The organism is Streptomyces sp. NPDC051563 (genome assembly GCF_044454225.1).
Taxonomy (GTDB): domain Bacteria; phylum Actinomycetota; class Actinomycetes; order Streptomycetales; family Streptomycetaceae; genus Streptomyces.
The window spans coordinates 11960-35455 of sequence record NZ_JBITDL010000023.1 but is presented as its reverse complement, the minus strand read 5'-3'; the positions used below and the strand labels follow the sequence as shown (position 1 = coordinate 35455).

General features: G+C 71.7%; 19 protein-coding genes and 3 tRNA genes. 14 read left to right on the top strand and 8 right to left on the bottom strand.

What is annotated here, in order from left to right; all coding sequences use genetic code 11:
- Window positions 1-172: 172 nt before the first annotated feature.
- From ACIA8F_RS26110 to ACIA8F_RS26100, 3 genes are all read left to right on the top strand, one after another.
- Window positions 173-787: a vancomycin high temperature exclusion protein gene (locus ACIA8F_RS26110; protein WP_399382409.1), complete on the top strand. Its 615-nt coding sequence runs from the start codon at window positions 173-175 to the stop codon at window positions 785-787.
- A gap of 15 nt (window positions 788-802) precedes the next feature.
- Entirely contained in the window at window positions 803-1624 is an 822-nt protein-coding gene (locus ACIA8F_RS26105) for a glucose 1-dehydrogenase (RefSeq protein ID WP_399382286.1), read from the top strand.
- Window positions 1625-1783: 159 nt separating this feature from the next.
- Window positions 1784-3937: a molybdopterin oxidoreductase family protein gene (locus tag ACIA8F_RS26100; protein ID WP_399382284.1), complete on the top strand. Its 2154-nt coding sequence runs from the start codon at window positions 1784-1786 to the stop codon at window positions 3935-3937.
- 27 nt (window positions 3938-3964) lie between these two features.
- On the opposite strand, the gene ACIA8F_RS26095 is transcribed toward ACIA8F_RS26100, so the two are convergent.
- A complete protein-coding gene (locus tag ACIA8F_RS26095; RefSeq protein ID WP_399382283.1) occupies window positions 3965-4711 on the bottom strand; it encodes a hypothetical protein in 747 nt (248 codons plus the stop codon).
- Between the two features lie 139 nt (window positions 4712-4850).
- Here ACIA8F_RS26095 and ACIA8F_RS26090 point away from each other — a divergent pair, with 139 nt between their 5' ends.
- Window positions 4851-5966: an RNA polymerase sigma factor gene (locus tag ACIA8F_RS26090; protein ID WP_399382281.1), complete on the top strand. Its 1116-nt coding sequence runs from the start codon at window positions 4851-4853 to the stop codon at window positions 5964-5966.
- Window positions 5967-6030: 64 nt separating this feature from the next.
- On the opposite strand, the gene ACIA8F_RS26085 is transcribed toward ACIA8F_RS26090, so the two are convergent.
- The 4 genes from ACIA8F_RS26085 to ACIA8F_RS26070 form a co-directional block, all read right to left on the bottom strand.
- Window positions 6031-7956 carry an ABC transporter ATP-binding protein gene (locus ACIA8F_RS26085; RefSeq protein WP_399382279.1) on the bottom strand — a complete coding sequence of 642 codons (1926 nt, stop codon included), beginning with the start codon at window positions 7954-7956 and terminating at the stop codon, window positions 6031-6033.
- Entirely contained in the window at window positions 7953-9686 is a 1734-nt protein-coding gene (locus ACIA8F_RS26080; RefSeq protein ID WP_399382278.1) for an ABC transporter ATP-binding protein, read from the bottom strand. The genes ACIA8F_RS26085 and ACIA8F_RS26080 overlap by 4 nt, the downstream gene beginning before the upstream one ends.
- Window positions 9687-9827: 141 nt before the next feature.
- Window positions 9828-11267: an FGGY family carbohydrate kinase gene (locus tag ACIA8F_RS26075; RefSeq protein ID WP_399382276.1), complete on the bottom strand. Its 1440-nt coding sequence runs from the start codon at window positions 11265-11267 to the stop codon at window positions 9828-9830.
- 140 nt (window positions 11268-11407) lie between these two features.
- Window positions 11408-11716 carry a YtxH domain-containing protein gene (locus ACIA8F_RS26070; RefSeq protein WP_399382274.1) on the bottom strand — a complete coding sequence of 103 codons (309 nt, stop codon included), beginning with the start codon at window positions 11714-11716 and terminating at the stop codon, window positions 11408-11410.
- Window positions 11717-11862: 146 nt separating this feature from the next.
- On the opposite strand from ACIA8F_RS26070, the gene ACIA8F_RS26065 reads away from it, so the two are divergent.
- The 4 genes from ACIA8F_RS26065 (at window position 11863) to ACIA8F_RS26050 (ending at window position 12559) form a co-directional block, all read left to right on the top strand.
- A tRNA-Asn gene (locus ACIA8F_RS26065) sits at window positions 11863-11935 on the top strand.
- 5 nt (window positions 11936-11940) lie between these two features.
- Window positions 11941-12013, top strand: a tRNA-Asn gene (locus tag ACIA8F_RS26060).
- A 188-nt stretch (window positions 12014-12201) separates the two neighbouring features.
- Window positions 12202-12278: transfer RNA gene (locus ACIA8F_RS26055), tRNA-Ile, on the top strand.
- A 137-nt stretch (window positions 12279-12415) separates the two neighbouring features.
- Window positions 12416-12559, top strand: a complete 144-nt coding sequence (locus tag ACIA8F_RS26050) for a hypothetical protein (RefSeq protein WP_399382272.1) — start codon at window positions 12416-12418, stop codon at window positions 12557-12559.
- Between the two features lie 153 nt (window positions 12560-12712).
- Here ACIA8F_RS26050 and ACIA8F_RS26045 read toward each other — a convergent pair whose 3' ends face one another.
- Window positions 12713-13570: a GntR family transcriptional regulator gene (locus tag ACIA8F_RS26045; RefSeq protein WP_399382271.1), complete on the bottom strand. Its 858-nt coding sequence runs from the start codon at window positions 13568-13570 to the stop codon at window positions 12713-12715.
- A 235-nt stretch (window positions 13571-13805) separates the two neighbouring features.
- Here ACIA8F_RS26045 and ACIA8F_RS26040 point away from each other — a divergent pair, with 235 nt between their 5' ends.
- The 5 genes from ACIA8F_RS26040 (at window position 13806) to ACIA8F_RS26020 (ending at window position 20077) form a co-directional block, all read left to right on the top strand.
- Window positions 13806-15101 carry an extracellular solute-binding protein gene (locus ACIA8F_RS26040; protein WP_399382269.1) on the top strand — a complete coding sequence of 432 codons (1296 nt, stop codon included), beginning with the start codon at window positions 13806-13808 and terminating at the stop codon, window positions 15099-15101.
- A gap of 99 nt (window positions 15102-15200) precedes the next feature.
- Entirely contained in the window at window positions 15201-16112 is a 912-nt protein-coding gene (locus ACIA8F_RS26035) for a carbohydrate ABC transporter permease (RefSeq protein ID WP_399382268.1), read from the top strand.
- Window positions 16109-16957, top strand: a complete 849-nt coding sequence (locus ACIA8F_RS26030) for a carbohydrate ABC transporter permease (protein ID WP_399382267.1) — start codon at window positions 16109-16111, stop codon at window positions 16955-16957. The genes ACIA8F_RS26035 and ACIA8F_RS26030 overlap by 4 nt, the downstream gene beginning before the upstream one ends.
- Window positions 16958-16981: 24 nt before the next feature.
- A complete protein-coding gene (locus ACIA8F_RS26025; protein ID WP_399382265.1) occupies window positions 16982-18502 on the top strand; it encodes a beta-N-acetylhexosaminidase in 1521 nt (506 codons plus the stop codon).
- A 108-nt stretch (window positions 18503-18610) separates the two neighbouring features.
- Window positions 18611-20077, top strand: coding sequence for a cellulose binding domain-containing protein (locus tag ACIA8F_RS26020; protein ID WP_399382264.1), 1467 nt, complete (start codon window positions 18611-18613; stop codon window positions 20075-20077).
- A 115-nt stretch (window positions 20078-20192) separates the two neighbouring features.
- On the opposite strand, the gene ACIA8F_RS26015 is transcribed toward ACIA8F_RS26020, so the two are convergent.
- Complete coding sequence (locus tag ACIA8F_RS26015; protein ID WP_399382262.1) at window positions 20193-21386, bottom strand: sensor histidine kinase; 1194 nt, start codon at window positions 21384-21386, stop codon at window positions 20193-20195.
- Window positions 21377-22039, bottom strand: a complete 663-nt coding sequence (locus ACIA8F_RS26010; RefSeq protein ID WP_399382260.1) for a response regulator transcription factor — start codon at window positions 22037-22039, stop codon at window positions 21377-21379. Before ACIA8F_RS26010 ends, ACIA8F_RS26015 begins: the two co-directional genes overlap by 10 nt.
- Window positions 22040-22199: 160 nt before the next feature.
- On the opposite strand from ACIA8F_RS26010, the gene ACIA8F_RS26005 reads away from it, so the two are divergent.
- A complete protein-coding gene (locus tag ACIA8F_RS26005; RefSeq protein ID WP_399382258.1) occupies window positions 22200-23474 on the top strand; it encodes an FtsX-like permease family protein in 1275 nt (424 codons plus the stop codon).
- The last annotated feature ends 22 nt before the right edge of the window (window positions 23475-23496 follow it).

The window sequence follows — 23496 nt, the reverse complement described above, 5'->3', positions numbered from 1 at the left end:
GACGACGGGGCCACCGGAACCGGCAGGTCACCACACGACCGGGCAACAGGGGGATCGATTGAGGCGTCCAGTGCTACGAGGACTGCCGCGGGCGGCGTGGCGGCGGCTGAGGGCCGTACCGATCGGGCCGCCCCGCACCGTGCGCGCCCGGCGGCGGGCCGTGCAGCTGGTGATGGCGGGCTGCGTGCTGGCCCTGCTGCCCTCCGCGTGGACGCACGCGTCCGCCGGACCCCGGCTGCGGACCACCGCCGACGCGCCCCCCGCCGAGGTGGCCGTGGTCTTCGGCGCCGGGCTGTGGAACGGCCGGCCCACCCCGTACCTCGCGCGGCGGCTCGACGCCGCCGTCGAGCTCTACCGGGCGGGGAAGGTCAAGGTCGTCCTGGTCACCGGCGACAACAGCCGTACCGATTACGACGAGCCCGACGCGATGCGCGCGTACCTGACGGGCCACGGGGTGCCCGACGCCCGCGTCGTCAGCGACTACGCCGGCTTCGACTCGTGGGACTCCTGCGTGCGGGCCCGGGAGGTCTTCGGCGTGCACCGGGCGGTGCTGATCAGCCAGGGCTTCCACATCCGCCGGGCCGTCGCGCTGTGCCGGGCCGCGGGCGTGGACTCGTACGGGGTCGGGGTGTCCGACGTGCACGACGCGACCTGGTACTACGGCGGGGCCCGCGAGGTCTTCGCGGCGGGCAAGGCGGTCATGGACGCGGTCTTCGAGCCGGAGCCGCGGTTCCTGGGGCCGAAGGAGGAGGGGGTGTCGCGCGCCCTGGCCTCTCTGGCAGACTGACGCCCTCACCGGCATATGCCGATTAGTCATATACCGATCCGTCTCGTGCGTCAGGGGTGTGGAACCGTGGCTGTTGTGGATCTGAGCGGCAAGGTCGTCGTCGTCACCGGAGGGGCCCGCGGCCTCGGCGCGGCGGCCGCACAGGCCGTCGTGGACGGCGGCGGCAAGGTGCTGATCACCGACGTCCTGGAGGCCGAGGGCGCCGAGACGGCGGCCAAGCCGGGCGACGCGGCACGCTTCCTGCGGCACGACGTGACCAGCGAAGCCGACTGGGACGCGGCCCTCGCCTTCGCCCTCGCCGAGTTCGGCCGCATCGACGGGCTGGTCAACAACGCGGGCATCTCCACCGGCCAGTTCCTGGAACACGAGAGCGTCGAGCACTTCCGCAAGGTCGTCGAGATCAACCTGGTCGGCGTCTTCATCGGCATCAAGGCCGCGATCCCGCTGCTGCGCGCGAACGGCGGCGGCTCCATCGTCAACATCTCCTCCGCCGCCGGCCTCACCGGCCTCGCCCTGACCGCCGGCTACGGAGCCTCCAAGTGGGGCGTGCGCGGACTGTCGAAGATCGGCGCGGTCGAGCTCGCGGAATCCCGGATCCGCGTGAACTCCGTCCACCCCGGCATGACGCTCACCCCCATGACGGCCCCGGTCGGCATCCAGGCGGGCGAGGGCAACTACCCCGGCGCCCCCCTCGGCCGCGTCGGCCTCCCCGAGGAGATCGCCGCCGCCGTCGCCTTCCTCCTCTCGGACGCCGCGGGCTACATGACCGGCGCCGAACTCGCGGTCGACGGCGGCTGGACGGCGGGCCTCACGGTGAAGTACCTGACGGGGCAGTGAGCCGGGCCCCGGCGCCCGGATCGTGTACGCCGGGATCCCCGGCCCCTCCCGTGCGCCGGGCCACCTCACCGCGGCCGCCGGGGCGTGCTGAGGCGGAGCACCCAGACTCGTAACGCGGTGCGCCGGCCCGCGAAACACCGCCGACGCACGCTGGGCCGCATGCCCCCCTCTCGCGCCGTCACCGCCACGCACTGCCCGTACTGCGCGCTGCAGTGCGGCATGAACCTGCGCCCCGAGCCCGGCGGCGCGGGCGTGATCGTGGAGGAACGGGCCGACTTCCCGGTGAACCGGGGCGCGCTGTGCGGCAAGGGCCGCACCGCGCCCGCCGTGCTCTCCTCCCGGGTGCGCCTCACCGAGCCGCTCGTCCGGAGCCGCGCCGGGCGGCTGGAGCCGGCCACCTGGGAGGAGGCCCTCGACGCCGTCGCCGAGGGACTCGCCCGCACGCGGCGGTCGTACGGGGCCGACGCGGTCGGGGTGTTCGGCGGCGGCGGGCTGACCAACGAGAAGGCCTACGCCCTCGGGAAGTTCGCCCGCATCGCCCTGCGCACCTCGCAGATCGACTACAACGGCCGGTTCTGCATGTCCTCGGCCGCCGCCGCGCACCAGCGGGCCTTCGGGCTCGACCGGGGTCTGCCCTTCCCGCTGGAGGACATCCCCCGGACCGGCTGCGTCATCCTCGTCGGCTCCAACCCCGCCGACACCATGCCCCCCGCCCTGCGCTTCTTCCGGGAACTCCGCGAGAACGGCGGCACGTTGATCGTCGTAGACCCGCGCCGCACGCGCACCGCCGAACAGGCCGACCTGCACCTGGCCCCGCGCCCCGGCACCGACCTGGCGCTGGCGCTCGGCCTGCTGCACCTCGTGGTGGCGGGCGGGCACACGGACGAGGAGTTCATCGCCGGGCGTACCAGCGGCTGGCATGAGGCCCGCGCCGCCGCGATGGCGCACTGGCCCGAGCTCGTGGAGCGCATCACCGGCGTCCCCGTCCCCGGACTCCGCGAGGCGGTGGCGATGTTCTGCGCCCCCGACTCCGCGATGGTGCTCACCGCACGCGGCCCCGAGCAGCAGTCCAAGGGCACCGACACCGTCGGAGCCTGGATCAACCTGTGCCTCGCCACCGGCCGGGCCGGCCGCCCGCTCTCCGGCTACGGCTGCCTCACCGGCCAGGGCAACGGCCAGGGCGGCCGCGAGCACGGCCAGAAGGCCGACCAGCTCCCCGGCTACCGCAAGCTCACCGACCCGGCGGCCCGCGCCCACGTCGCCGGGGTCTGGGGCGTGGACCCCGACACCCTCCCCGGCCCGGGCCGCAGCGCCTACGAACTCCTCGACGCACTCGGCTCGGACGTCAAGGCCCTCCTCCTGATGGGCTCCAACCCGGTGGTCTCGGCCCCCCGCGCCGCCCACATAGAGGACCGCATCCGCTCCCTGGACTTCCTGGCCGTCGCCGACGTGGTCCTCTCCGAGACGGCGGCCCTGGCCGACGTGGTCCTCCCGGTCACCCAGTGGGCGGAGGAGACCGGCACCACCACCAACCTGGAGGGCCGCGTCCTGCTCCGCCGCCGCGCCCTGACCCCGCCGCCGGGGGTCCGCTCCGACCTGGAGGTCCTGCACGGCCTGGCCACCCGCCTCGGCATGCCGAAGGCCTTCCCGGCCGACCCCGAGGAGGTCTTCGAGGAGCTGCGCCGCGCCTCGGCGGGCGGCCCGGCGGACTACTCGGGCATCACGTACGCGCGTATCGAAGCCGAACAGGGCGTCTTCTGGCCCTGCCCCGCCGCCGTCCGGTCCGCGCAGCCCGATCCCGCGCAGTCCTCCTCGGGGGAGCCCGGCCACGGGGAGGGCTCCCCCGAGGAGCCCCACCCCGGCACCCCGCGGCTCTTCCTGGACCGCTTCGCCACCGAGGACGGCCGGGCCCGCTTCGTGCCCGTCTCCCACCGGGACGCCGCCGAGCTCCCGGACGCGCAGTACCCGCTCCTCCTCACCACCGGCCGGGTCGTCGCCCAGTACCAGTCGGGGGCGCAGACCCGCCGGGTCGACGAGCTCAACGCAGCCGCCCCCGGCCCCTTCGTGGAACTCCACCCGCGCCTCGCGGCCCGCATCGGCGCGGTCGACGGAGCCCCCCTCGCGGTCACCTCCCGCCGCGGCCGCGCGGTCGCCCCGGCCCGCATCACGGACACCATCCGCGCGGACACCGTCTTCATGCCCTTCCACTGGCCGGGCGAGGGCCGCGCCAACACCCTGACCAACCCGGCACTGGACCCGGTCTCCCGCATGCCGGAGTTCAAGGTCTGCGCGGTCCGCGTCGAGCCGGCCTGACGTGTCTGCGCACCGGCCGGACCGCCCTCAGGGTGCGATCCGGTCCACCTTGAGCACCTTGCAGGTGATCGCGTTCTCCGTCAGTCGGGCGAGGGCCGCGGCCTTCACTTCGGCCCGCTGCCCGGGTGCCAGGCCGTTGCTGATGCCCGCACCCTCGGCCAGCCGGGTTCCGGTGGGGCCGAGGAATTCGATGCTCACGAGGTAGGTGCTGGTCCGCTTGCCGCTGTTGGTGATGGTCAGCCCGGCGGAGGGCCAGCGTGTGGTGGGATCCACCCCGCAGGAGTCGATCTTCACGTCCCCCGTCGGCCCCCGGTCGGGTTCGGCCGGCTGCCCGGTCGGCCGGGAGCTGGGGGCAGGTGAGTCGGGCGCAGGGGAGTTGGGAGCCGGGGGCGCAACGGTGGCGGGTGTCTCGGAGCGGGAACTCTCCCCGTCCCGGCCCTTCGTACGGTCACCACCGGGATCGACGACGGTGATCAGCAGACCGGTCAGGCCCAGTGCGATCAGCGCGGCGAGCACTCCGAGCACCACGATCAGTGCGGTCCTGGGCCGCTTCGGAGCGGTCCGGGGCGCCAGGGGCCCGGCCGGCGGGCGGCTGTCCCTGCGGCGCCACCCCGGAGGCGGGTTCGAGTGGGGCACGGACACCTCCACGGGGCCGGACCGACCGATGATCGTGCTGCTCAGCATCCCACCCGCCCGGCTCACCCACACGTCGGAGCCGGAGGGGCAGGGGGAGCCGACGGCCCCGCCCTCCTCGGACATGCGTCCGGTCCGCATCGGGGTTCTGGTCCGGGGGTAACCATGGGTCACGCACCGGACCCAGAAAGTGGTCGCACGCCCCTCGTGGCAGCGATGTGTCGTACCCCACACTGAGGTGCGGTGCACCCGTCCTCGGAGCCCTGTGGAGGTCGCCCCCGTGCAGACCCAGAGCCTGACCGTCACCGTCAGCCCGCCCGCCGAAGTGCCCGCGGCCGAAGAGGCCGAGGCCGAGGCCGAGGCCGACGCCATGCACGAGGAGGAGGCCGAGGAGGCCGGAGGGGCCGAGGAGTTGGAGGGCCCGGAGCTGCGGGAGAAGGTGCCCCCGCCGCGCAAGCGCCCGGCGGAGGGCTCCGGTGGAGCGGGGCCGTCCGCCGACCTGTTCCGGCAGTACCTGCGCGAGATAGGCCGGATCCCGCTGCTCACCGCCGTCGAGGAGGTCGAGCTCGCGCGCCGCGTGGAGGCGGGCCTGTTCGCGGAGGAGAAGCTCGGCAGCGGAGCCGCCCTCGACCTGCAGCTCACCCTCGACCTCGACAAGCTCGTCGTCATGGGCCGCATGGCCAAACGCCGTCTCATCGAGTCGAACCTGCGGCTCGTCGTCTCCGTCGCCAAGCGCTACGTCGGCCGCGGACTGACCATGCTCGACCTGGTCCAGGAGGGGAACCTCGGCCTGATCCGGGCCGTCGAGAAGTTCGACTACGCCCGCGGCTACAAGTTCTCCACCTACGCCACCTGGTGGATCCGCCAGGCCATGTCCCGGGCGCTGGCCGACCAGGCCCGCACCATCCGGGTGCCCGTCCACGTCGTGGAGCTGATCAACCGGGTCGTGCGCGTCCAGCGCCGCATGCTCCAGGAGCGGGGGTACGAGCCCACCGCCGAAGAGGTCGCCGTCCACCTGGAGCTGACCCCCGAGCGGGTCCTGGAGGTGCTGCGCCTCGCGCAGGAGCCGGTCTCGCTGCACGCACCGGTGGGCGAGGAGGACGACGTCGCGCTCGGCGACCTCATCGAGGACGGGGACGCCGCCTCGCCGGTCGAATCGGCCGCGTTCTTCCTGCTCCGCGAGCACCTGGAAGCGGTGCTCTCGACCCTCGGCGAGCGGGAGCGCAAGGTCGTCCAGCTCCGCTACGGGCTCGCCGACGGCCGGCCGCGCACCCTGGAGGAGATCGGGCGGATCTTCGGGGTGACCCGGGAGCGGATCCGGCAGATCGAGTCCAAGACCCTCAACAAGCTTCGCGACCACGCCTTCGCGGACCAGCTGCGCGGCTATCTGGACTGAGGACGCCCCGGGGGAAACGGGAAAGGGGCGCCCCGAAGGACGCCCCTCCCGGTACCCGGCCGCGCTAGTCGACCTCGGCCACCGCCTGCGCGAACTGCGCCGCGTACAGCCGCGCGTACGCGCCGCCCGACAGCAGCAGCTCCTCGTGCGTGCCCTGTTCCACGATCGAGCCGCTCTCCATCACCAGGATCAGGTCCGCGTCGCGGATGGTGGAGAGCCGGTGCGCGATCACGAAGGACGTACGGCCGTGCGCGAGGCGCGCCATCGCCTTCTGGATCAGCACCTCGGTACGGGTGTCCACCGAGCTCGTCGCCTCGTCGAGCACCAGGATCACCGGGTCGGACAGGAACGCCCGCGCGATGGTGATCAGCTGCTTCTCGCCCGCGCTGACGCCGGCCCCCTCGTCGTCCAGCACCGTGTCGTAGCCCTCGGGCAGGGTGCGGATGAACCGGTCGGCGTGGGCCGCCCGCGCGGCCTCCTCGACCTCGGCGCGCGTGACCTCGCGGGTGGCCCCGTAGGCGATGTTCTCCGCGATGGTGCCGCCGAACAGCCAGGTGTCCTGGAGCACCATGCCGATGCCGCTGCGCAGTCCCTCGCGGGTCATCTTCGCGATGTCCACCCCGTCGAGGGCGATCTCCCCGGAGGTGACCTCGTAGAACCGCATCAGCAGGTTGACCAGCGTGGTCTTGCCCGCGCCGGTCGGGCCGACGATCGCGACCGTGTTGCCCGGGTCGACCGTGAGCGAGAGGTTCTCGATCAGCGGCTTGTCGGCCTCGTAGCGGAAGGCGACCTTGTCGAAGGTGACCTGGCCGCGCAGGTTCTCCGGACGCTCCGGAACCTCCGCGTCCGCCTCCTGCTCCGGGGCGTCCAGCAGCTCGTAGACCCGCTCCGCGGAGGCGACGCCGGACTGCACCAGGTTCGCCATGGAGGCGACCTGCGTGAGCGGCATCGAGAACTGCCGCGAGTACTGGATGAAGGCCTGCACGTCACCGATCGACAGGGTGCCCGAGGCCACCCGCAGACCGCCGACCACCGCGACGAGCACGTAGTTGATGTTCGAGACGAACAGCATCACCGGCTGCATGATCCCGCTGACCAGCTGCGCCTTGAAGGAGGCCCGGTACAGCGCCTCGTTCTGCTCGGCGAACAGCGCCGCGGACTCCTTCTGCCGGCCGAAGACCTTGACCAGGGTGTGGCCCGAGTACATCTCCTCGACGTGCGCGTTCAGGGCGCCCGTGGACTTCCACTGCGCCACGAACTGCGGCTGCGACTTCTTGCCGATCTTCGCGGCGACGTACCCGGACACCGGGATGGTCACCAGGGCGACCAGTGCGAGCAGCGGCGAGATCCAGAACATCATCGCCAGCACGCCGACGATCGTCAGGAGCGAGTTGAGCAGCTGACCCATCGTCTGCTGGATCGTCTGCCCGATGTTGTCGATGTCGTTCGTGGCCCGGCTGAGCACCTCGCCGCGCTTCTGCTGGTCGAAGTACGACAACGGCAGCCGCGACAGCTTCGCCTGCAGCTCCTCGCGCATCCGGTACACGGTGCCGTTCATGATGTGGTTCGACAGCCGGGTGGCGACCAGCATCAGCAGACCGGCGACCGTGAAGACGGCCAGCGCCCACAGCGCCACCGAACCGACCGCGCCGAAGTCGATGCCCTTGCCCGGGGTGAAGTCGGTGCCGGACAGCATGTCCGCCATCCCGCCCTCGCCCCTGGCGCGCATGCCGTCCAGCGCCTGCTGCTTGGTGAGGCCCTTGTCGAAGTTCCGGCCGACGATCCCCGCGAACACCAGATCGGTGGCCTGACCGAGGATCTTCGGGCCGGTCACCGACGCGGCGACGCTGCCGACGACCGCGATGATCATGCCCCACAGCTTGACCCGGTCCCGCGCCAGCGCGCTCAGCAGCCGCTTGCCCGACCCCTTGAAGTCCATGGACCGCGTCGTCGGCGGTCCCATCATCATCCGTCCTCCGGGCCCGCTCACGCCGCCTCCGCTTCCGTCAGCTGGGAGAGCACGATCTCCCGGTAGGTCTCATTGCCGGCCATCAGCTCGTGGTGGCGCCCCTCGCCCACCACCTGGCCCTCGTCGAGGACGATGATCCGGTCCGCGTCGCGGATCGTGGAGACCCGCTGGGCGACGATGACCACGGTCGCCTCCTCGGTCTCGCGGGCGAGCGCGGAGCGCAGCGCCGCGTCCGTGGCGTAGTCCAGGGCCGAGAAGGAGTCGTCGAACAGGTAGATCTCCGGGCGCTGTACGAGCGTGCGCGCGATCGCGAGCCGCTGGCGCTGGCCGCCGGAGACGTTGGTACCGCCCTGGCTGATCGGCGCGTCGAGCCCGCCCTCCAGCTCGGAGACGAAGCCCTTGGCCTGCGCGACGTCCAGCGCGTGCCACAGCTCCTCGTCGGTGGCGTCGGGGCGCCCGTAGCGCAGGTTGCTGGCCACGGTCCCGGAGAAGAGGTACGGCTTCTGCGGCACCATGCCGACCGTCCGGGCGAGCAGGTCCGGGTCGAGGCGCCGTACGTCCTCGCCGTCGACGAGCACGTCGCCGCCGGTCGCGTCGAAGAGCCGGGGGATCAGCCCCAGCAGCGTGGACTTGCCGCTGCCGGTCGAGCCGATCACCGCGGTGGTCTCGCCGGGGCGGGCCACGAGGTCGACCCCGCGCAGCACGGAGGCCTCGGCACCCGGGTAGCGGAAGTCGGCGCCGCGCAGTTCCAGCAGGCCGTGGCGGGCGAGCTCGCGGACCGGGTCGGTGGGCGGGACCACGCTGGAGTCGGTGTCCAGGACCTCCTGGACGCGCTCGGCGCAGACCTCGGCGCGCGGCACCATCATGAACATGAAGGTGGCCATCATCACGGACATGACGATCTGCATCAGGTAGGCGAGGAAGGCCGTCAGCTGGCCGATCTCCATGCCGCCGCTGTCGATGCGCATGGCGCCGAACCAGATGACGGCCACGCTGGAGATGTTCACGACCAAGATCACGGTCGGGAACATCAGCGCGAGCAGCTTGCCGGCCGCCAGCGAGACGCCGGTCAGGTCGGCGTTGGCCTCGCGGAAGCGGTCCTTCTCGTAGTCGTCGCGGATGAAGGCGCGGATCACCCGGTTGCCGGTGATCTGCTCGCGCAGGACCCGGTTGACCGTGTCCAGACGCGTCTGCATCTTCCGGAACAGCGGGCGGGTCCTCAGCACGATCGCGCCGACCGACAGGCCGAGGATCGGGACGACGGCGAGCAGCACGCCCGAGAGCTTCACGTCCAGCGACAGCGCCATGAAGATGCCGCCGACGCACATGATCGGCGCGGAGACCATCAGCGTGAAGGTCATCAGCACGAGCATCTGGATCTGCTGCACGTCGTTCGTCGTACGGGTGATCAGCGACGGGGCGCCGAAGTGGCCGAGCTCACGCGCCGAGAAGCTCTGCACGCGGTCGAAGACGGCGGCCCGGACGTCCCGGCCGAAGGCCGCGGCGGTACGGGCGCCGTAGTAGACGGCGCCGACGTTGCAGACGAGCTGGACCAGTGAGACGCCGAGCATCAGGGCGCCGAAACGCAGGATGTAGCCGGTGTCGCCGTTGACGACACCGTTGTCAATGATGTCGGCGTTCAGCGTGGGCAGGTAGAGGCTCGCGCTGGTCTGCAGCAGTTGCAGCAGGACCAGCACGGCGATCGGTTTCCGGTACGGCCCCAGGTGGGTCCGCAGAAGTCGTATGAGCACGCGCAGGCTCCGGTCGGCATGATCGAGGGGGTTCACTCCATCTTCTGCCAACCGGAGGCCGGAACCCACCGCTTTTCGTAAAGCCCGGTCAAAAGGAGTAGGCCGGGCGCGGGAGGGCGTAGGCCGCGTCCGGCCCGGCCGTCAGAAGGCCCCCGGGTGGATCTGGTCCCGGGTCGCGATGTACTGCTGGCGGGCGCCCTGCCAGGCCGGGTACTCCTCGTCCGGCTCGAACAGCTGCGCCGCGGGCGCCGGCCACACCGGCGGGGTGTTCGGGGCCGCGGTGCCCTGCGCCACACCGAGCGCCCACGCCGCCTGACGGGCCGCGCCCAGGGCCGCGTAGTCGGCCGGCGCCGGTACGAGGACCTGCGTGCCGAACAGTCCGGGTGCGAAGGCCTGTACGGCCGGCAGTTCGGCGGCCGCCCCGAGCAGGAACACCCGGCGGATCTCCACCCCGCGGCTGCGCAGCACGTCGAGCGCGTCCGCCAGCCCGCACAGCATGCCCTCGAAGGCGGCCCGCGCGAGGTGCTCCGGCTTCATGGAGTCCCGGCGCAGCCCCGACAGGGTTCCGGCGGTGTGCGGCAGGTTCGGCGTCCGCTCGCCCTCCAGGTACGGCAGGAGTACGAGTCCGTGCGCGCCCGGGGTCGACTTCAGCGCGAGCTCGCTCAGCCCGTCCAGGTCGGTGCCCAGCAGTTCGGCGGTGCCGCGCAGGGCCCGTACGGCGTTCAGGGTGTTCACCACCGGCAGGTGCAGCCCGGTGGCGTCGGCGAGGGAGGTGATCAGCCCGCCCGGCTCCGGCAGCGCCTCGCGGTGCACCGCCATCACGGACCCGGACGCGCCCAGCGAGACCACGGCGTCGCCGGGTCCCATGCCCAGCCCGAGCGCGGCCGCCATGGTCTCCCCGGTGCCGGCGGAGATCAGCAGCCCCTCGGGGGTGGTCCCGGCGGCTTCGGCCGGGCCGAGCACCTCGGGCAGCAGCGCCCGGTGCCCCAGCGCCAGCTCGACCAGGTCCGGGCGGTAGGAGCTGGCGGCCGCCGACCAGTAGCCGGTGCCCGAGGCGCCGCCCCGGTCGGTGGTGCGCCGCACCGGGCGGCCCAGCAGCTGCCACACCAGCCAGTCGTGCGGGGACATCAGGACGGCCACCCGCCGGGCCGCCTCCGGCTCGGTACGGGCCAGCCAGGCGAGCTTCGCCACGGGCTGCGCCGCATGGGGGACGGAGCCGACGGCCTCGGCCCAGGCCTGCCGTCCGCCGAAGGACTCGATCAGGTCGGCGGCGGCGGCCTGGCCGCGCTTGTCGTTGCCGATCAGGGCCGGACGGACCAGGCCGCCCTGCGCGTCCAGCGGGAGCAGCCCGTGCTGCTGCGCGGAGACCCCGATGGCCTGGACCCCTTCGAGGAGCCCGCCGCCGGCGGCCTCGCCGAGCGAGAGCAGCCAGGCCTGCGGATCGGTCTCGTGCGGCACCGCCTCGCCGGTGGGCTGCGGATGAGGGGCGTACCCCTGGCGCAGCACGGCGCCCGTCTCGGTGTCACAGACGACGATGCGTGTGAACGTGGAAGAGCTGTCCAGCCCGGCGACTATCCCCATGCGGAGAATTCTGCCGCACGCGGGAGTGGTCTCGACCGCCCCGGAGCGGCCCCGTCCCTTATGTGGAACCCCGCGGCTCCTCGTACGGGCCCCCGGCGCGCGGGGCCCGTACGAGGACCTGCGACACCTGACCGGGGCGGTCAGGTGTTGCTGGTGCCCCAGTCGTCCTCGGCCGCGCCGTTCCCACCGACCCGTGCCCGCAAGCCCCGTACCCGCCCGGAGAGGGCGTCCGGCACCGCGTCGCCCACCTTGTCGCTCACCGCGGCGAAGGCCTTGCCGGCGAACTCCCGGCTGCTCTGACCTGCGCTCTCGGCGGCGTTGCGGACGGCCGGGTTCTGCGCGAACTCGCGCGCGGACTTCTTCAACTGTTCATACCGCTCGCGTCCGGCCCGGGTTCCGAGCACGTACCCGAGGGCCAGCCCGACCGCGAACGTGACCTTGTACCGCATGCCTGTCACCCTTCGTCGTGTGGTGCCCGGCCCGCTGGCGATACCGATTGGCGGAGCACCCCCCTGCTTGCGCTAATCTATGACTCGCAACGGGCGCTCGCCCCCTGGCCAAGGCCGGAGGTGGGCTGTTCGGTGCAACGCAGCAATCCCCTGTAGCTCAATTGGCAGAGCAGCCGACTGTTAATCGGCAGGTTACTGGTTCGAGTCCAGTCGGGGGAGCGCGGTCCCCTGTAGCTCAATTGGCAGAGCAGCCGACTGTTAATCGGCAGGTTACTGGTTCGAGTCCAGTCGGGGGAGCAAGAAGGAACGAGGACCCCTGGTGGGTCCTTTTTCCTTTTTCTGCCCTCCACACGCAACCGCGCAGGGCTCGATGCGGTCTCTCTGGGCAGGCGAAGCCGATCATGCGAGGCATCCGAGGCAGGAGATCGTATGAGCGGCTATGCTGCGGCAGACGGCGCGCACACATGTACGCGCCACGCCGTGAAGGGGCGGTAGCTCAGCCGGTTAGAGCAGCGGACTCATAATCCGTCGGCCGTGGGTTCGAGTCCCACCCGCCCCACCACCGCAGGTCAGAAGAAACCTTCTGCCCTGCGCACACGCTTCTCTTGCAGCCGTGGGATCTCCGGATCGGTGCAGCCGGGCAGACGGCGGAACTCTGGTCCATCTGAAGTCCTTGCGGCTGTCCGCGGCGCAGGTGTGGTGCGGTGCATCGAGGACCTGGCGGATCGCGGTCTCCGGGGAGGCTGGGCACGCGCCGTCGTACGGGCCGCCGAGGCGGGTCGTGTCGGGCTGCGCGGGCTGGAACGTGCCGGCGGCGACGTGCTGTCCGGCCTGGAGGCGTAGCGCACGGCGGATGCGGGACTGCATCTCTTCATCGCCGAGCTGGCCTGTTCCCGAAGGTTGTTGGCGGCTGAAGAGGGCATGTGCCTGCCCCGGGCACGGCGTGACCCCGGGTGGTGCTGCCGCGTCGTCGGGGTATCGGCGGCGGGGTGTGGGTCAGAGCACCGGCTGGATGTCTCCGTGGGTGACGGTTCGGCCGGTGACGCGTGTGGGCAGGTCGCCCGGCGGGATGCCGGGGTGGTGCTGCGGGCCGTCCGCCGGGGGCGGGCCGTCGTCCTGGCCGGGCGCGGTGAGGGAGATCCGGGAGATCATCCGGTAGCGGTCGCCGCGGTAGACCGAGTGCACGAACTCCACGGGCCGCCCGTCGCGGTCGCTGGTGAGCCGCTCGAAGCGCAGGGCCGGGGAGAGGACCGGTACGCCGAGCAGCCTCGCCTCCTGCTCGCTGACCACGGTCGGCTCGATGGCCTGCACCGCCTCGTGGACCTTGACCCCGTGCGCGGTGCCGAGCAGCTGGTAGAAGTCGCCGCTTTCCATGTCGGCGGGGGACAGGCCGGGGGTGAGCTCGGCGGGGACGTGCAGGTGCTCGATGGCCATCGGTTCGCCGTCCACCAGGCGCAGCCGGACGATGGAGAAGATTGCGGCGGCCGGGGAGAGGCGCAGCTTGCGGCCGATGCCGGCGCCGGCCGGCAGGGTGGTGAACTCCAGTACGCGGCTGGCCCAGCTGCCGGAGGCCTTCGGGAGGCTGAAGCCGGGCTCGGCGCCGGCCGGCGCCAGTTCCTGGGTGATCTTGGCGGGGGCCACGAACATGCCCCGGCCGTGCTCGCGGACCAGCAGCCCGGTGGCCACCAGTTCGTCGGCGGCGGCGCGCAGGGTGGGGCGGGAGACGCCGAGTTCCTCGGAGAGCGTCCGTTCGGACGGGATGGCGTCTCCGGGTGCTCCGGAGTCCACCAGCTCGCGTAGGTACGCGCGGACCCGGGTCCGTTTCACCGCTGCCCCCGGCATCCCCTCGGTCATCGCTGCGCCCTTCCACCCTGTCTGATCAGACCAGTTCCCGTATTTGACCAGTTGGATCATACCTGTCGTGGGGGCGGTATCCGTCATTTCCCCGTGACTCCCCTTGCCCTGGGCGCGGTTTCCGGCCATCCAGAGGTCTTGACCACTCTCGGAGGCTGTGTCACCTTCTCTCCATCGCTTACCAGTTGGTCAACTGGCAAAGTTGTCCAGTCCTCCCCCTTGAGGTGGCAAAACCGTGAGAAATCCCGCGCGTCCGCGCCTGCTTCCCGTCGCAGCAGCCCTCACCCTCGCGCTGACCGGCGCGGGCCTGGCCGGCTGCTCCTCCTCCGGGGACTCCCCGGGCTCCTCCGGCGGTTCGGCCGGTCCGGCCGAGCTGACGGTCTGGATCATGCGCGACAGCGTGACCGACGGCTATCTCGCGAAGTTCAAGTCCGACTTCGAGGCCACCCACGCGGGCACCACCCTGGACATCCAGATCCAGGAGTGGGACGGCATCGGCCAGAAGATCACCAGTGCGCTGGCCAGCAAGGACGCCCCGGACGTCATCGAGGTCGGCAATACGCAGGTCGCCCAGTACGCGGCCAGCGGCGGTGTGCACGACCTCAGCGACAAGGTCACCGAGCTCGAAGGCGCGGACTGGATCCCCGGCCTGGCGGAGCCCGGGAAGATCGACGGGAAGCAGTACGGCATCCCCTGGTACGCGGCGAACCGCGTGGTGATCTACCACAAGGACCTCTTCGCGCAGGCCGGCATCACGGCCCCGCCGAAGACCCGGGAGGAGTGGATCGCCGACACCGAGAAGCTCAACGCCGGCGGCAACGACGGCATCTACCTCGCGGGCCAGACCTGGTACGCGCTGGCGGGCTTCGTCTGGGACGAGGGTGGGGACCTCGCGGTCAAGGGCTCGGACGGCAAGTGGAAGGGGGCCCTGGACACCCCGCAGGCCCGGGCCGGCGTCGAGTTCTACAAGAAGCTGCAGGCGCTGGGCAAGGGGCCCAAGGACTCCGACGAGGCCAAGCCCCTGCAGGCGGAGGTCTTCGCCAAGGGCAAGAGCGCCCAGGTGATCTCCACCCCGGGCGGGGCCAACGCGATCATCAAGGCCAACCCGGCACTGAAGGACAAGCTCGGCTTCTTCCCCATCCCCGGCAAGACCGCCGACAAGCCGGGCGCGGTCTTCACCGGCGGCTCGGACCTGGTGATCCCCGAGGCGTCCAAGCACCAGGCCGCCGCGTACGAGGTGGTCAAGGCGCTGGCCGGGGCGAAGTGGCAGAGCGAGATGGCCAAGGAGATGAGCTACGTCCCCAACCGCACCTCGCTCGCCGGGGTGCTGGCCGGCAACGAGGGCGCGGTGGCGATGGCGGCGGGCGCGGTGAGCGGGCGCGGCACCCCCAACTCGCCGAACTGGGCGGCCGTCGAGGCCAACAACCCGATCAAGCAGTACATGACCCAGGTGCTCACCGGCGCGGACCCGGACGCAGCGGGCAAGACCGCCTCCGAGGCCATCACCAAGGCCCTCAACAGCGCTTCCTGACCGGCGGTTCCTGACCAGCGCTTCTTGACCAGCGCTCCTGAACAGCGCTTCCTGACCAGCCCCTCCTGAACAGCGCCTCCCGACAGGAGAGTCACCGCCGTGTCCACCGCTCCTCCGCCGGCCCGCACCCGGGTCTGGCCGTACCTGCTGGTCGCCCCCACCGTGGTGGGCGCGGCGTTCCTCCTGGTCTATCCGCTGCTGCGGAACCTGCTCATCTCGGTCCAGCACTTCCGGATGGCCGAACTGATCCACGGCCGCGCCCCGTTCGTCGGCGCCGCCAACTACACCGCGCTGCTCGGTGATCCGGAGTTCTGGGAAGTGGTCCGCCGCACCCTGGGGTGGACCCTGCTCAACACCGCGCTGATCACCGGCCTCGGCACGCTGATCGCCCTGATGCTCATCCGGCTCGGCCGCCGGATGCGGCTCGCCGTGATGAGTGCGCTGGTGCTCACCTGGGCCACCCCGGTGATCGCCGCCACCACCATCTTCCAGTGGCTGTTCCAGTCCCGCTTCGGAGTGGTCAACTGGATCCTTGACCAGTTGGGGATGCACGGCTTCCGGGAGTACGCCTGGTTCGCGCACGACCGGTCCACCTTCGCCATCCTGGTGGCCCTCGTCGTCTGGCAGTCGGTGCCGTTCGCCGCGCTCACCCTGTACGGCGGGCTGACCACCATCCCCGCCGAGCTGTACGAGTCCGCCCGGCTCGACGGCGCCGGCGCCTGGCAGACCTTCCGCCTGGTCACCTTCCCGATGCTGCGGCCGCTGTTCGCGCTGATCACCTCGCTGGAGGTGATCTGGACCTTCAAGTGCTTCGCCCAGATCTGGGTGGTCAGTCAGGGCGGTCCCAACGGCGCGACCACCACCCTGCCCGTGTACGCCTTCCAGATCGCCCAGTCCCTGCACAAGTACGACGTCGGCTCGGCCGCGTCCACGCTGACCGTGCTGATCCTGCTCGTCGCGCTGGTCGCGACCCTGCGCCGGATGTACCGCCAGGAAGGCGAGAACCCGTGAGTACCTCCGCCACTGCGGTCCGCGCCCTGCGCCGGCTTCCGCTCACCCTGGCGGCCCTGGCCGTCCTGGTCACCTCGGCCTTCCCGGTGTACTGGATGGTGATCACCGCCTTCAAGCCGACCGGCGAGATCCAGTCCGAGACCCCCGGCTTCCTGCCGCTGCACCCCACCCTGGACCACTTCGTCACCGCGGTCGGTGCCCCCGGCTTCGGCACCTACTGGCGCAACAGCCTGCTGGTGACCCTCGGGGCGGTGCTCCTGGCGCTCGTGGTCGCGCTGCTCTCCGCCTTCGCGGTCGGCCGGATGCGCTGGCGCGGCCGACGGGCCTTCCTGCTCCTCGTGTTCACCGCGCAGATGGCGCCCTGGGAGGCGCTGCTGATCCCGATGTACGTCATCGCCCGCGACACCGACATGCTCGACAGCCTGACCATGCTGACCCTGGTCTACTTCATGACCACCCTGCCGTTCACCATCGTCACCCTGCGCGGCTTCCTCGCCTCGATACCCGCCGAGCTGGAGGAGGCCGCCCTGGTCGACGGCTGCACCCGCACCTCGGCCTTCCGGCGGATCACCTTGCCGCTGCTCGCCCCGGGGCTGCTCTCCACCTCGCTCTTCGGCTTCATCACCGCCTGGAACGAGTTCGCCTTCGCCAACACCCTGATCATCAAGAACCAGGACGCCCGGACCCTGCCGGTCTGGCTGTCCTCCTTCGCCAACGTCTTCGGCACCGACTGGGGCGCCACGATGGCCGCCGCCAGCCTGTTCATGCTGCCCGTCCTGCTGGTCTTCCTGTTCTTGCAGAACAAGGTCACCACCGGGATGACCGCCGGCGCCGTCAAGGGCTGAGCCCGCCCCTTCTGGAGAGAATCCGTGATCCTGCCGACCCCCGTCGAGCTCGTTCCCGCCGCCGGACACTTCACCTTCACCGGGCGCACCACCGTGCACGCCCCCGGTGGCGCCGCTCCCGCGGCCGACCTGCTGCGCACCCTGCTCGCCCCCGCCACGGGGCTGCCGCTGCCGGCGCACCCCGAGGGAGCGCTCTCGCTGCTGCTCGACCCCGCCGAACGCGGGCTCGGCGAGGAGGGGTACCGGCTCCGCGTCACCCCCGAGGAGGTGCGGCTGCTCGCCGCCCGCCCCGCCGGACTGCTCCACGCCGTACAGACCCTGCGCCAGCTGCTCCCGCCCGAGGCGCTGGCCGACCGCCCCGCGCCCGGGGTCGGCTGGACCGTGCCCTGCGTGGACATCACGGACCGGCCCCGGCACGCCTGGCGCGGGGTCATGGTGGACGTCGCCCGGCACTTCCAGCCCCTCGAACTGCTCCTGCGTACCGTCGACCGGCTCGCCCTGCACAAGTTCAACGTCCTGCACCTGCACCTCACCGACGACCAGGGCTGGCGCATGCCCGTCGACGCCTACCCCCGGCTCACCACGATCGGCTCGGTCCGCGCCCGCAGCATGCTCGGCCGGGCCGGTTCCGGGCGCTTCGACGACCGCCCGCACGGCGGCGCGTACACCAAGGACGAACTGCGCCACCTGGTCGCGTACGCCGCCGAACGCGGCATCACGGTCATGCCCGAGATCGAGATGCCCGGCCACGTCCGGGCCGCCCTCGCCGCCTACCCGCACCTCGGCAACCGGCCCGAGCGGCGACTGGACGTGTGGACCGAGTGGGGCGTCTGCGAGAACATCCTCGGCGTCCACGACGAGGTGCTGGACTTCTGCCGCACCGTGCTCGACGAAACCATGGACCTCTTCCCCTCCCGCTACGTCCACCTCGGCGGCGACGAATGCCCCACCGTCGAGTGGGAGACCAGCCCCGCCGCGCTCGCCCGCACCGCCGAACTGGGGCTGGCGCACCCGCGGGAGCTGCGCGGCTGGTTCCTCGCCCAGGCCGGCGCCCACCTGCTGGCCAACGGCCGCCGCCCGGTCTGCTGGGCCGAGTCCGGCGAGGGCTCACTGCCGAAGGACTTCACCGTGATGCCGTGGCGGGACGCCGACCACGGCCTGACCGCCACCCGCCTCGGCCATGACGTCGTGATGTCCCCGTACCGCTCCACGTACCTCGACTACCCGCAGTCCGACCGCGCGGACGAGCCGCTCGGGCAGGACGGCGCGATCGTCGACCTGCCCGCCGCGCACGCCAACGAGCCCGCCCCCGCCCAGTGGACGGCCGCCGAGCGGGACCGGGTGCTCGGGACCCAGGCCCAGCTGTGGACCGAGTTCGTCACCACCGAGGAGCGCTTCGACTACCTGGCCTACCCGCGGCTGTGCGCGATCGCGGACCGTGCCTGGAACCCGGCCAGCGACTACTCCGGCGACTTCCTGCCCGCCCTCGCCCGGCACCGCCCGCGGCTGGCCGCCCTCGGCGTCCACCACGCCGAGCGGCCCTGAGACCGGGGGCCGACGGTCCGCGCCGTCGGCCCCCCGCACCACCCCGCAGTGCAGCCCCGGCTCGTCGGCTCCGGCCCGCGCAGCCGCCCCCCAAGGAAAGGGATCAACGTGTCAGCACGACCGCGCCCGAACTCCCGGCTCCTCGCCGCCATCGCCCTCGCCTCGGCGGCCGGCCTGGCGGGGGCCGCCCTGGTGGCCACGCCGGCTTCCGCCGCCGCCGACGCGCTCAGCGTCCAGTACCGCACCAGCGCCACCGGCGCCACCGCCGACCAGACCGAGCCCTGGCTCCAGGTCACCAACACCGGCACCACCACCGTCCCGCTCAGCCAGGTGAAGCTGCGCTACTACTTCAAGTCCGACGGCCCGTCGGTGACCTACCGCTTCGCGTGTTCCTGGGCGGTCAAGGGCTGCGGCAACATCACGGGCACCTTCGGCACCCTGGCCAACCCGACCGCCACCGCGGACCGCTACCTGGAGATCACCTTCACCGCGGGCGCCGGATCGCTCGCCCCGGGCCAGTCGACGGGCGACATGCAGCTGCGCTTCAACCGCGCCGACTGGCAGACGCTGACCCAGTCCGACGACTACTCCTTCAGCGCCGCCCAGACCTCCTACGCCGACTCGTCCCGGGTCACCCTGGAGGCCAACGGCGCCCTGATATGGGGCACGCCCCCGGCCGGCAACGACCCCACCACCCCGCCCACGACGCCCCCCACCACCCCGCCCCCCACCACCCCGCCGCCCACCACCCCGCCGAACGACCCGAACGCACCGGTCCTGTTCGACGACTTCACCTACGCGTCGAGCGGCGACCCGGCGATCCAGCAGCACGGCTGGACGGTCAAGTCCGGCCAGGGCGGGCCCGGGGTCCCCGGCGCCACCTGGTCCCCGGCCGACATCACCTTCCCGGTCACCGGCGGCAACTCCGTCATGAACCTGGGGCTCACTACCGACGGCACCGCGAGCGGCACCCGCGAGACCGAACTCCAGACCACCGCACGGAAGTTCAGGAACGGAACCTACGCGGCCCGGGTCAAGTTCGACGACACCCCGACCGGCGGCCCCGACGGCGACCACGTCAACCAGACCTTCTTCGCCTTCACCCCGCTCAACCGCCCGATGGACCCCGACTACAGCGAGCAGGACTTCGAGTACCTGCCCAACGGCGGCTGGGGCGAGCAGGGCAACATCATGTACGAGACCACCTGGGAGACCTACAACCCCGACCCGTGGAACGCGGTCAACGCCCACGGCCAGCAGCGCCAGTCCTATGACGGCTGGCACGACCTGGTGTTCACCATCGACAACACCAGCGTCACCTACTACATCGACGGCCAGCAGGTCGCCAGCCACGGCGAGCCCTACCTGCCGGAGACCGGCCAGTTCATCGACTTCAACCACTGGCTGATCGACCTGAACGGCCAGACGAGCAGCACCCCGCGCTCGTACGACCAGCAGGTCGACTACGTGTACTTCGTCAAGGACCAGGTGCTGACCCCGGCCCAGGTCACCGGCAACGTCGCGGCCCTGCGCAGCGCCGGCACCACCTTCAAGGACACCGTCCCCGGCAGCTGACCCACCCCTCGCCGCCGTCCGCCGACCGCCGATCCGGGCAGTCGGCGGGCGGCGGCATGCCGTCCGTTCCGGTACCCCCGGCCGTGCGGAGGGCGGTCGCCGCCGTGGCCCGTGCTCAGGGGAAGCGCAGGGTGAGGGCGAGTCCGCCCTCGGGACCGGGGCGAGCCGTCAGGGTGGCGTGGTGCGCCTGGGCGATGGAGGCGGCGATGGAGAGTCCCAGGCCGTGGCCGGTGGTCGCGGTGCGGTCTCCGTCGAGACGGCGGAAGGGCTCGAAGAGGCCGGGGACGCGGTCGGCGGGGATGCGGGGGCCGGTGTTGCTCACCGTCACGGTGGAGGCGTCGACGCGTACGAGGACGTGGCCGCCCGGGTGGTTGTACTGGATGGCGTTGCGGATCAGGTTGGTCAGCAGGTGGCGCAGCAGGACCGGGTCGCCGGGAACGGCCAGCGGGGTGGCGGCCTTCGTGTCGAGGCGCACGGCGGCCCCGGCTGCGAGGGGGGTGAGCTCGGCGGTCACGAGCCGGACGGTGGCCGGAACGTCCACGGGCTCGGTCTTCTCCAGTCCGCGGTCGCTGCGGGCCAGGAGCAGGAGCGCGTTGATGAGCCGTTCGGCTTCCCGGTTGGCGGTGAGCAGGTCTTCGCGGACTTCGGTGAGGCCGTCGGGCAGGGGGTCGGCGAGGCCGACCTGGAGGGTGGTGCGCTGCACCGCGAGGGGTGTCTTGAGTTCGTGGGAGGCGTTGGCGACGAAGCGGCGCTGGCTCTCGAAGGAGTTCTCCAGCCGGTCGAGCATGGTGTCGAAGGTGTCGGCGAGGCGGTGCAGCTCGTCTTCGGGGCCGGTGAGCGCGAGGCGTTGGTGGAGGTTCTGTTCGCTGATCCGGCGGGCGGCTTCGGTCATGGAGACGACGGGACGCAAGGCGCGTCCGGCGAGCCACCAGCCGAGGAATCCGGCGAGGAGCGCCATGACGAGGAGACCGACGGCGGACCAGAGCATCATCTGGCGCAGGGCGGTGTCCTGGACGGCCTGGACCGTCTGATCGACCTTGTGGATGGACGCGAAGTCGCTCGGGGGTTCGGGGATGTGGCCGGGGTCGGGCCGGGTGGGGAGTGCGGGTTCACGGGTGGTCTGCCCGCTGGGCATGTCCTCGTAGGCGATCGCGATGCCCTGGACCTTCTGGGCCGTTCCGTAGCGTGCGAGCACCACGACGAAGGCGAGCAGGAGCATGCCGCTGAGGAGGAAGAGCCCGGAGAAGGCCAGGGCCAGGCGGGTCCGGAAGGGCAGCTCGTTCAGCAGCGCCCGGGGGCTCAGTCGCACAGCCGGTACCCCTCGCCCTTGCCGGTGAGGATGAGGCAGGAGTCGCCGAGTTTGCCGCGTAGCCGGCTGATGGTGGTGCGGGCCACGTTGGTCCCCGTGTCGAGGTGCTGGTCCCAGACGCTGCGGACGATCTCGTCGTGGGTCACGGGGGCTCCGCCGGCGCGCATCAGCAGGCGCAGGACCGCGGTCTCCTTCGGGGAGAGGTCCAGCGGCGTGCCGTCCACGGACACCTCGCGGCGGGTCTCGTCCAGGGTGATGGGGCCGAAGCGCAGGACGGCGGGGGCCTGTTTGGGGGTGCGGCGGCTCAGCGCCCTGACCCGGGCGACGAGTTCGGTGAAGTCGAAGGGCTTGGCCAGGTAGTCGTCGGCGCCGAGTTCCGTGAGGCCGTAGACCTTGTCCGCGAGCCCTCCGGCCGCGGTGAGCATCAGGATCCGCGGCGGGTCGGTGAGCTCGCGCAGCCGTCTGCACACCTCGTCGCCGCTCATGACGGGCAGGTCGCGGTCGAGGATCAGTACGTCGTAGGCGGTGAGCAGGCACATCCGCTCGGCCTCCGCGCCCGTGCCCGCGATGTCCACGGCCATCGCCTGGCGGCGCAGACCCGTGGCGATGGTACGGGCCAGGACACGGTGGTCTTCGGCTACCAGGACTCTCATGACTCCAGGAAACCAAGATCACGATTACAGGCGGATAAAGACACGGAAGCGCATGTTCCGAGCTGGTCGGCGGGGCGGCCGGCCGGACCGCGAGATCAGTTCCTTATGCCGCTGTAACACGCTTATATTCCGGTGAACCACGAGCTGCTTTCGTCTGGGCATGAACTTCGTCAAGCGTGCCGGGACGAGCCTTGGCGCCCGAAAGTCCAAGACCGCCGCCCTGCTCGCGATCTTCCTCGTCATCTGCACCCTGCTCCTGGGGGGCTTCCTGCTGCAGGCCGCCGCCGCCCGCCAGGAGGCCGACGCACAGCGCACCATCGGCGTCGACGTGACGGTCCGCAAGGACGGCCTCACCCCGGCCCTGGCCGACCGGATCGGTGCCTCCGGCACGGTGCACCGCTACAACGCGCAGATCCGGGTGCGGGCCGGAGCCCAGGAGTTCACACCGCTGACCTCCAAGGCCCCGGAGCCGGGCACAGGGGCGGCCGGGGAGAAGGCGACGGGCGAGCTGGCCGTGAACGGCGTACGGGACTCGGGCATGCTGCTGCCCTTCTCGTACGGCTCGACGAAGCTCACCGCGGGCCGGGGCATCACCCCCGAGGACGCGGGCCGCGACGTCGGGGTGATCGAACAGCGCCTTGCCGACAGGAACCGGCTGAAGGTCGGCGACACCCTCCGGGTGCGCTCCGCGGACGGCAAGCAGACCACGCCCGTGACGGTCGTCGGCATCTACCAGGACCCGGCGCAGGACCCGACGGTGTGGGTCGCGCCGCACGAACTCCCCGGCAACGCCCTGTACGTACCGGTGGGCACCGCGCAGAGACTCGCCGCCGGTACCGCGCCGGTCAGCGAGGCCGTGTTCAAGATCGGCTCGCCGGACCAGGCGCAGCAGCTCCACGCCGACACCGAGCGGCTGCTGGGCAGGAGCGGCCTCGACTTCCGCGTCAACGACAAGGCGTACAAGGACCAAGTCCTGCCCATCCGGCGGGTCGGCGCCTTCGCGGGCCTGCTCGTCTGGGTGATCGCCCTGGCCGGAGCGCTGATCCTCGGCCTGATCGTGATGCTGCAGATCCGAGAGCGCCGCTCCGAACTCGGAGTGCTGCTCTCGATGGGCGAGAAGAAGTGGAAGCTCATCGGCCAGCACGCCGTGGAGGTGGCGGCCGTGGTCCTGCCCGCCGTCGCGCTCGCCGCCCTGGCCGGCGCCCTGGGCGGACAGTCCGCGGGTGACGCCTTCCTCGGTGGCCAAGCCGACAAGCCGGTGTCCGCGCCCCGGGCCCAGGACCCCGAGATCGCGCCGCCCACGGTGCGGGTCGAGGCGGCCGATGTCGGCAAGGTCGCCGGCATCGCGCTGGGCATCTCGCTGGTCTCCACCGTCATCCCCGGCATCGGGATCCTGCGGCTGCACCCCCGATCCATCCTCAGCGACACCGAATAACCGATCCGATCCCTTTTCGCCG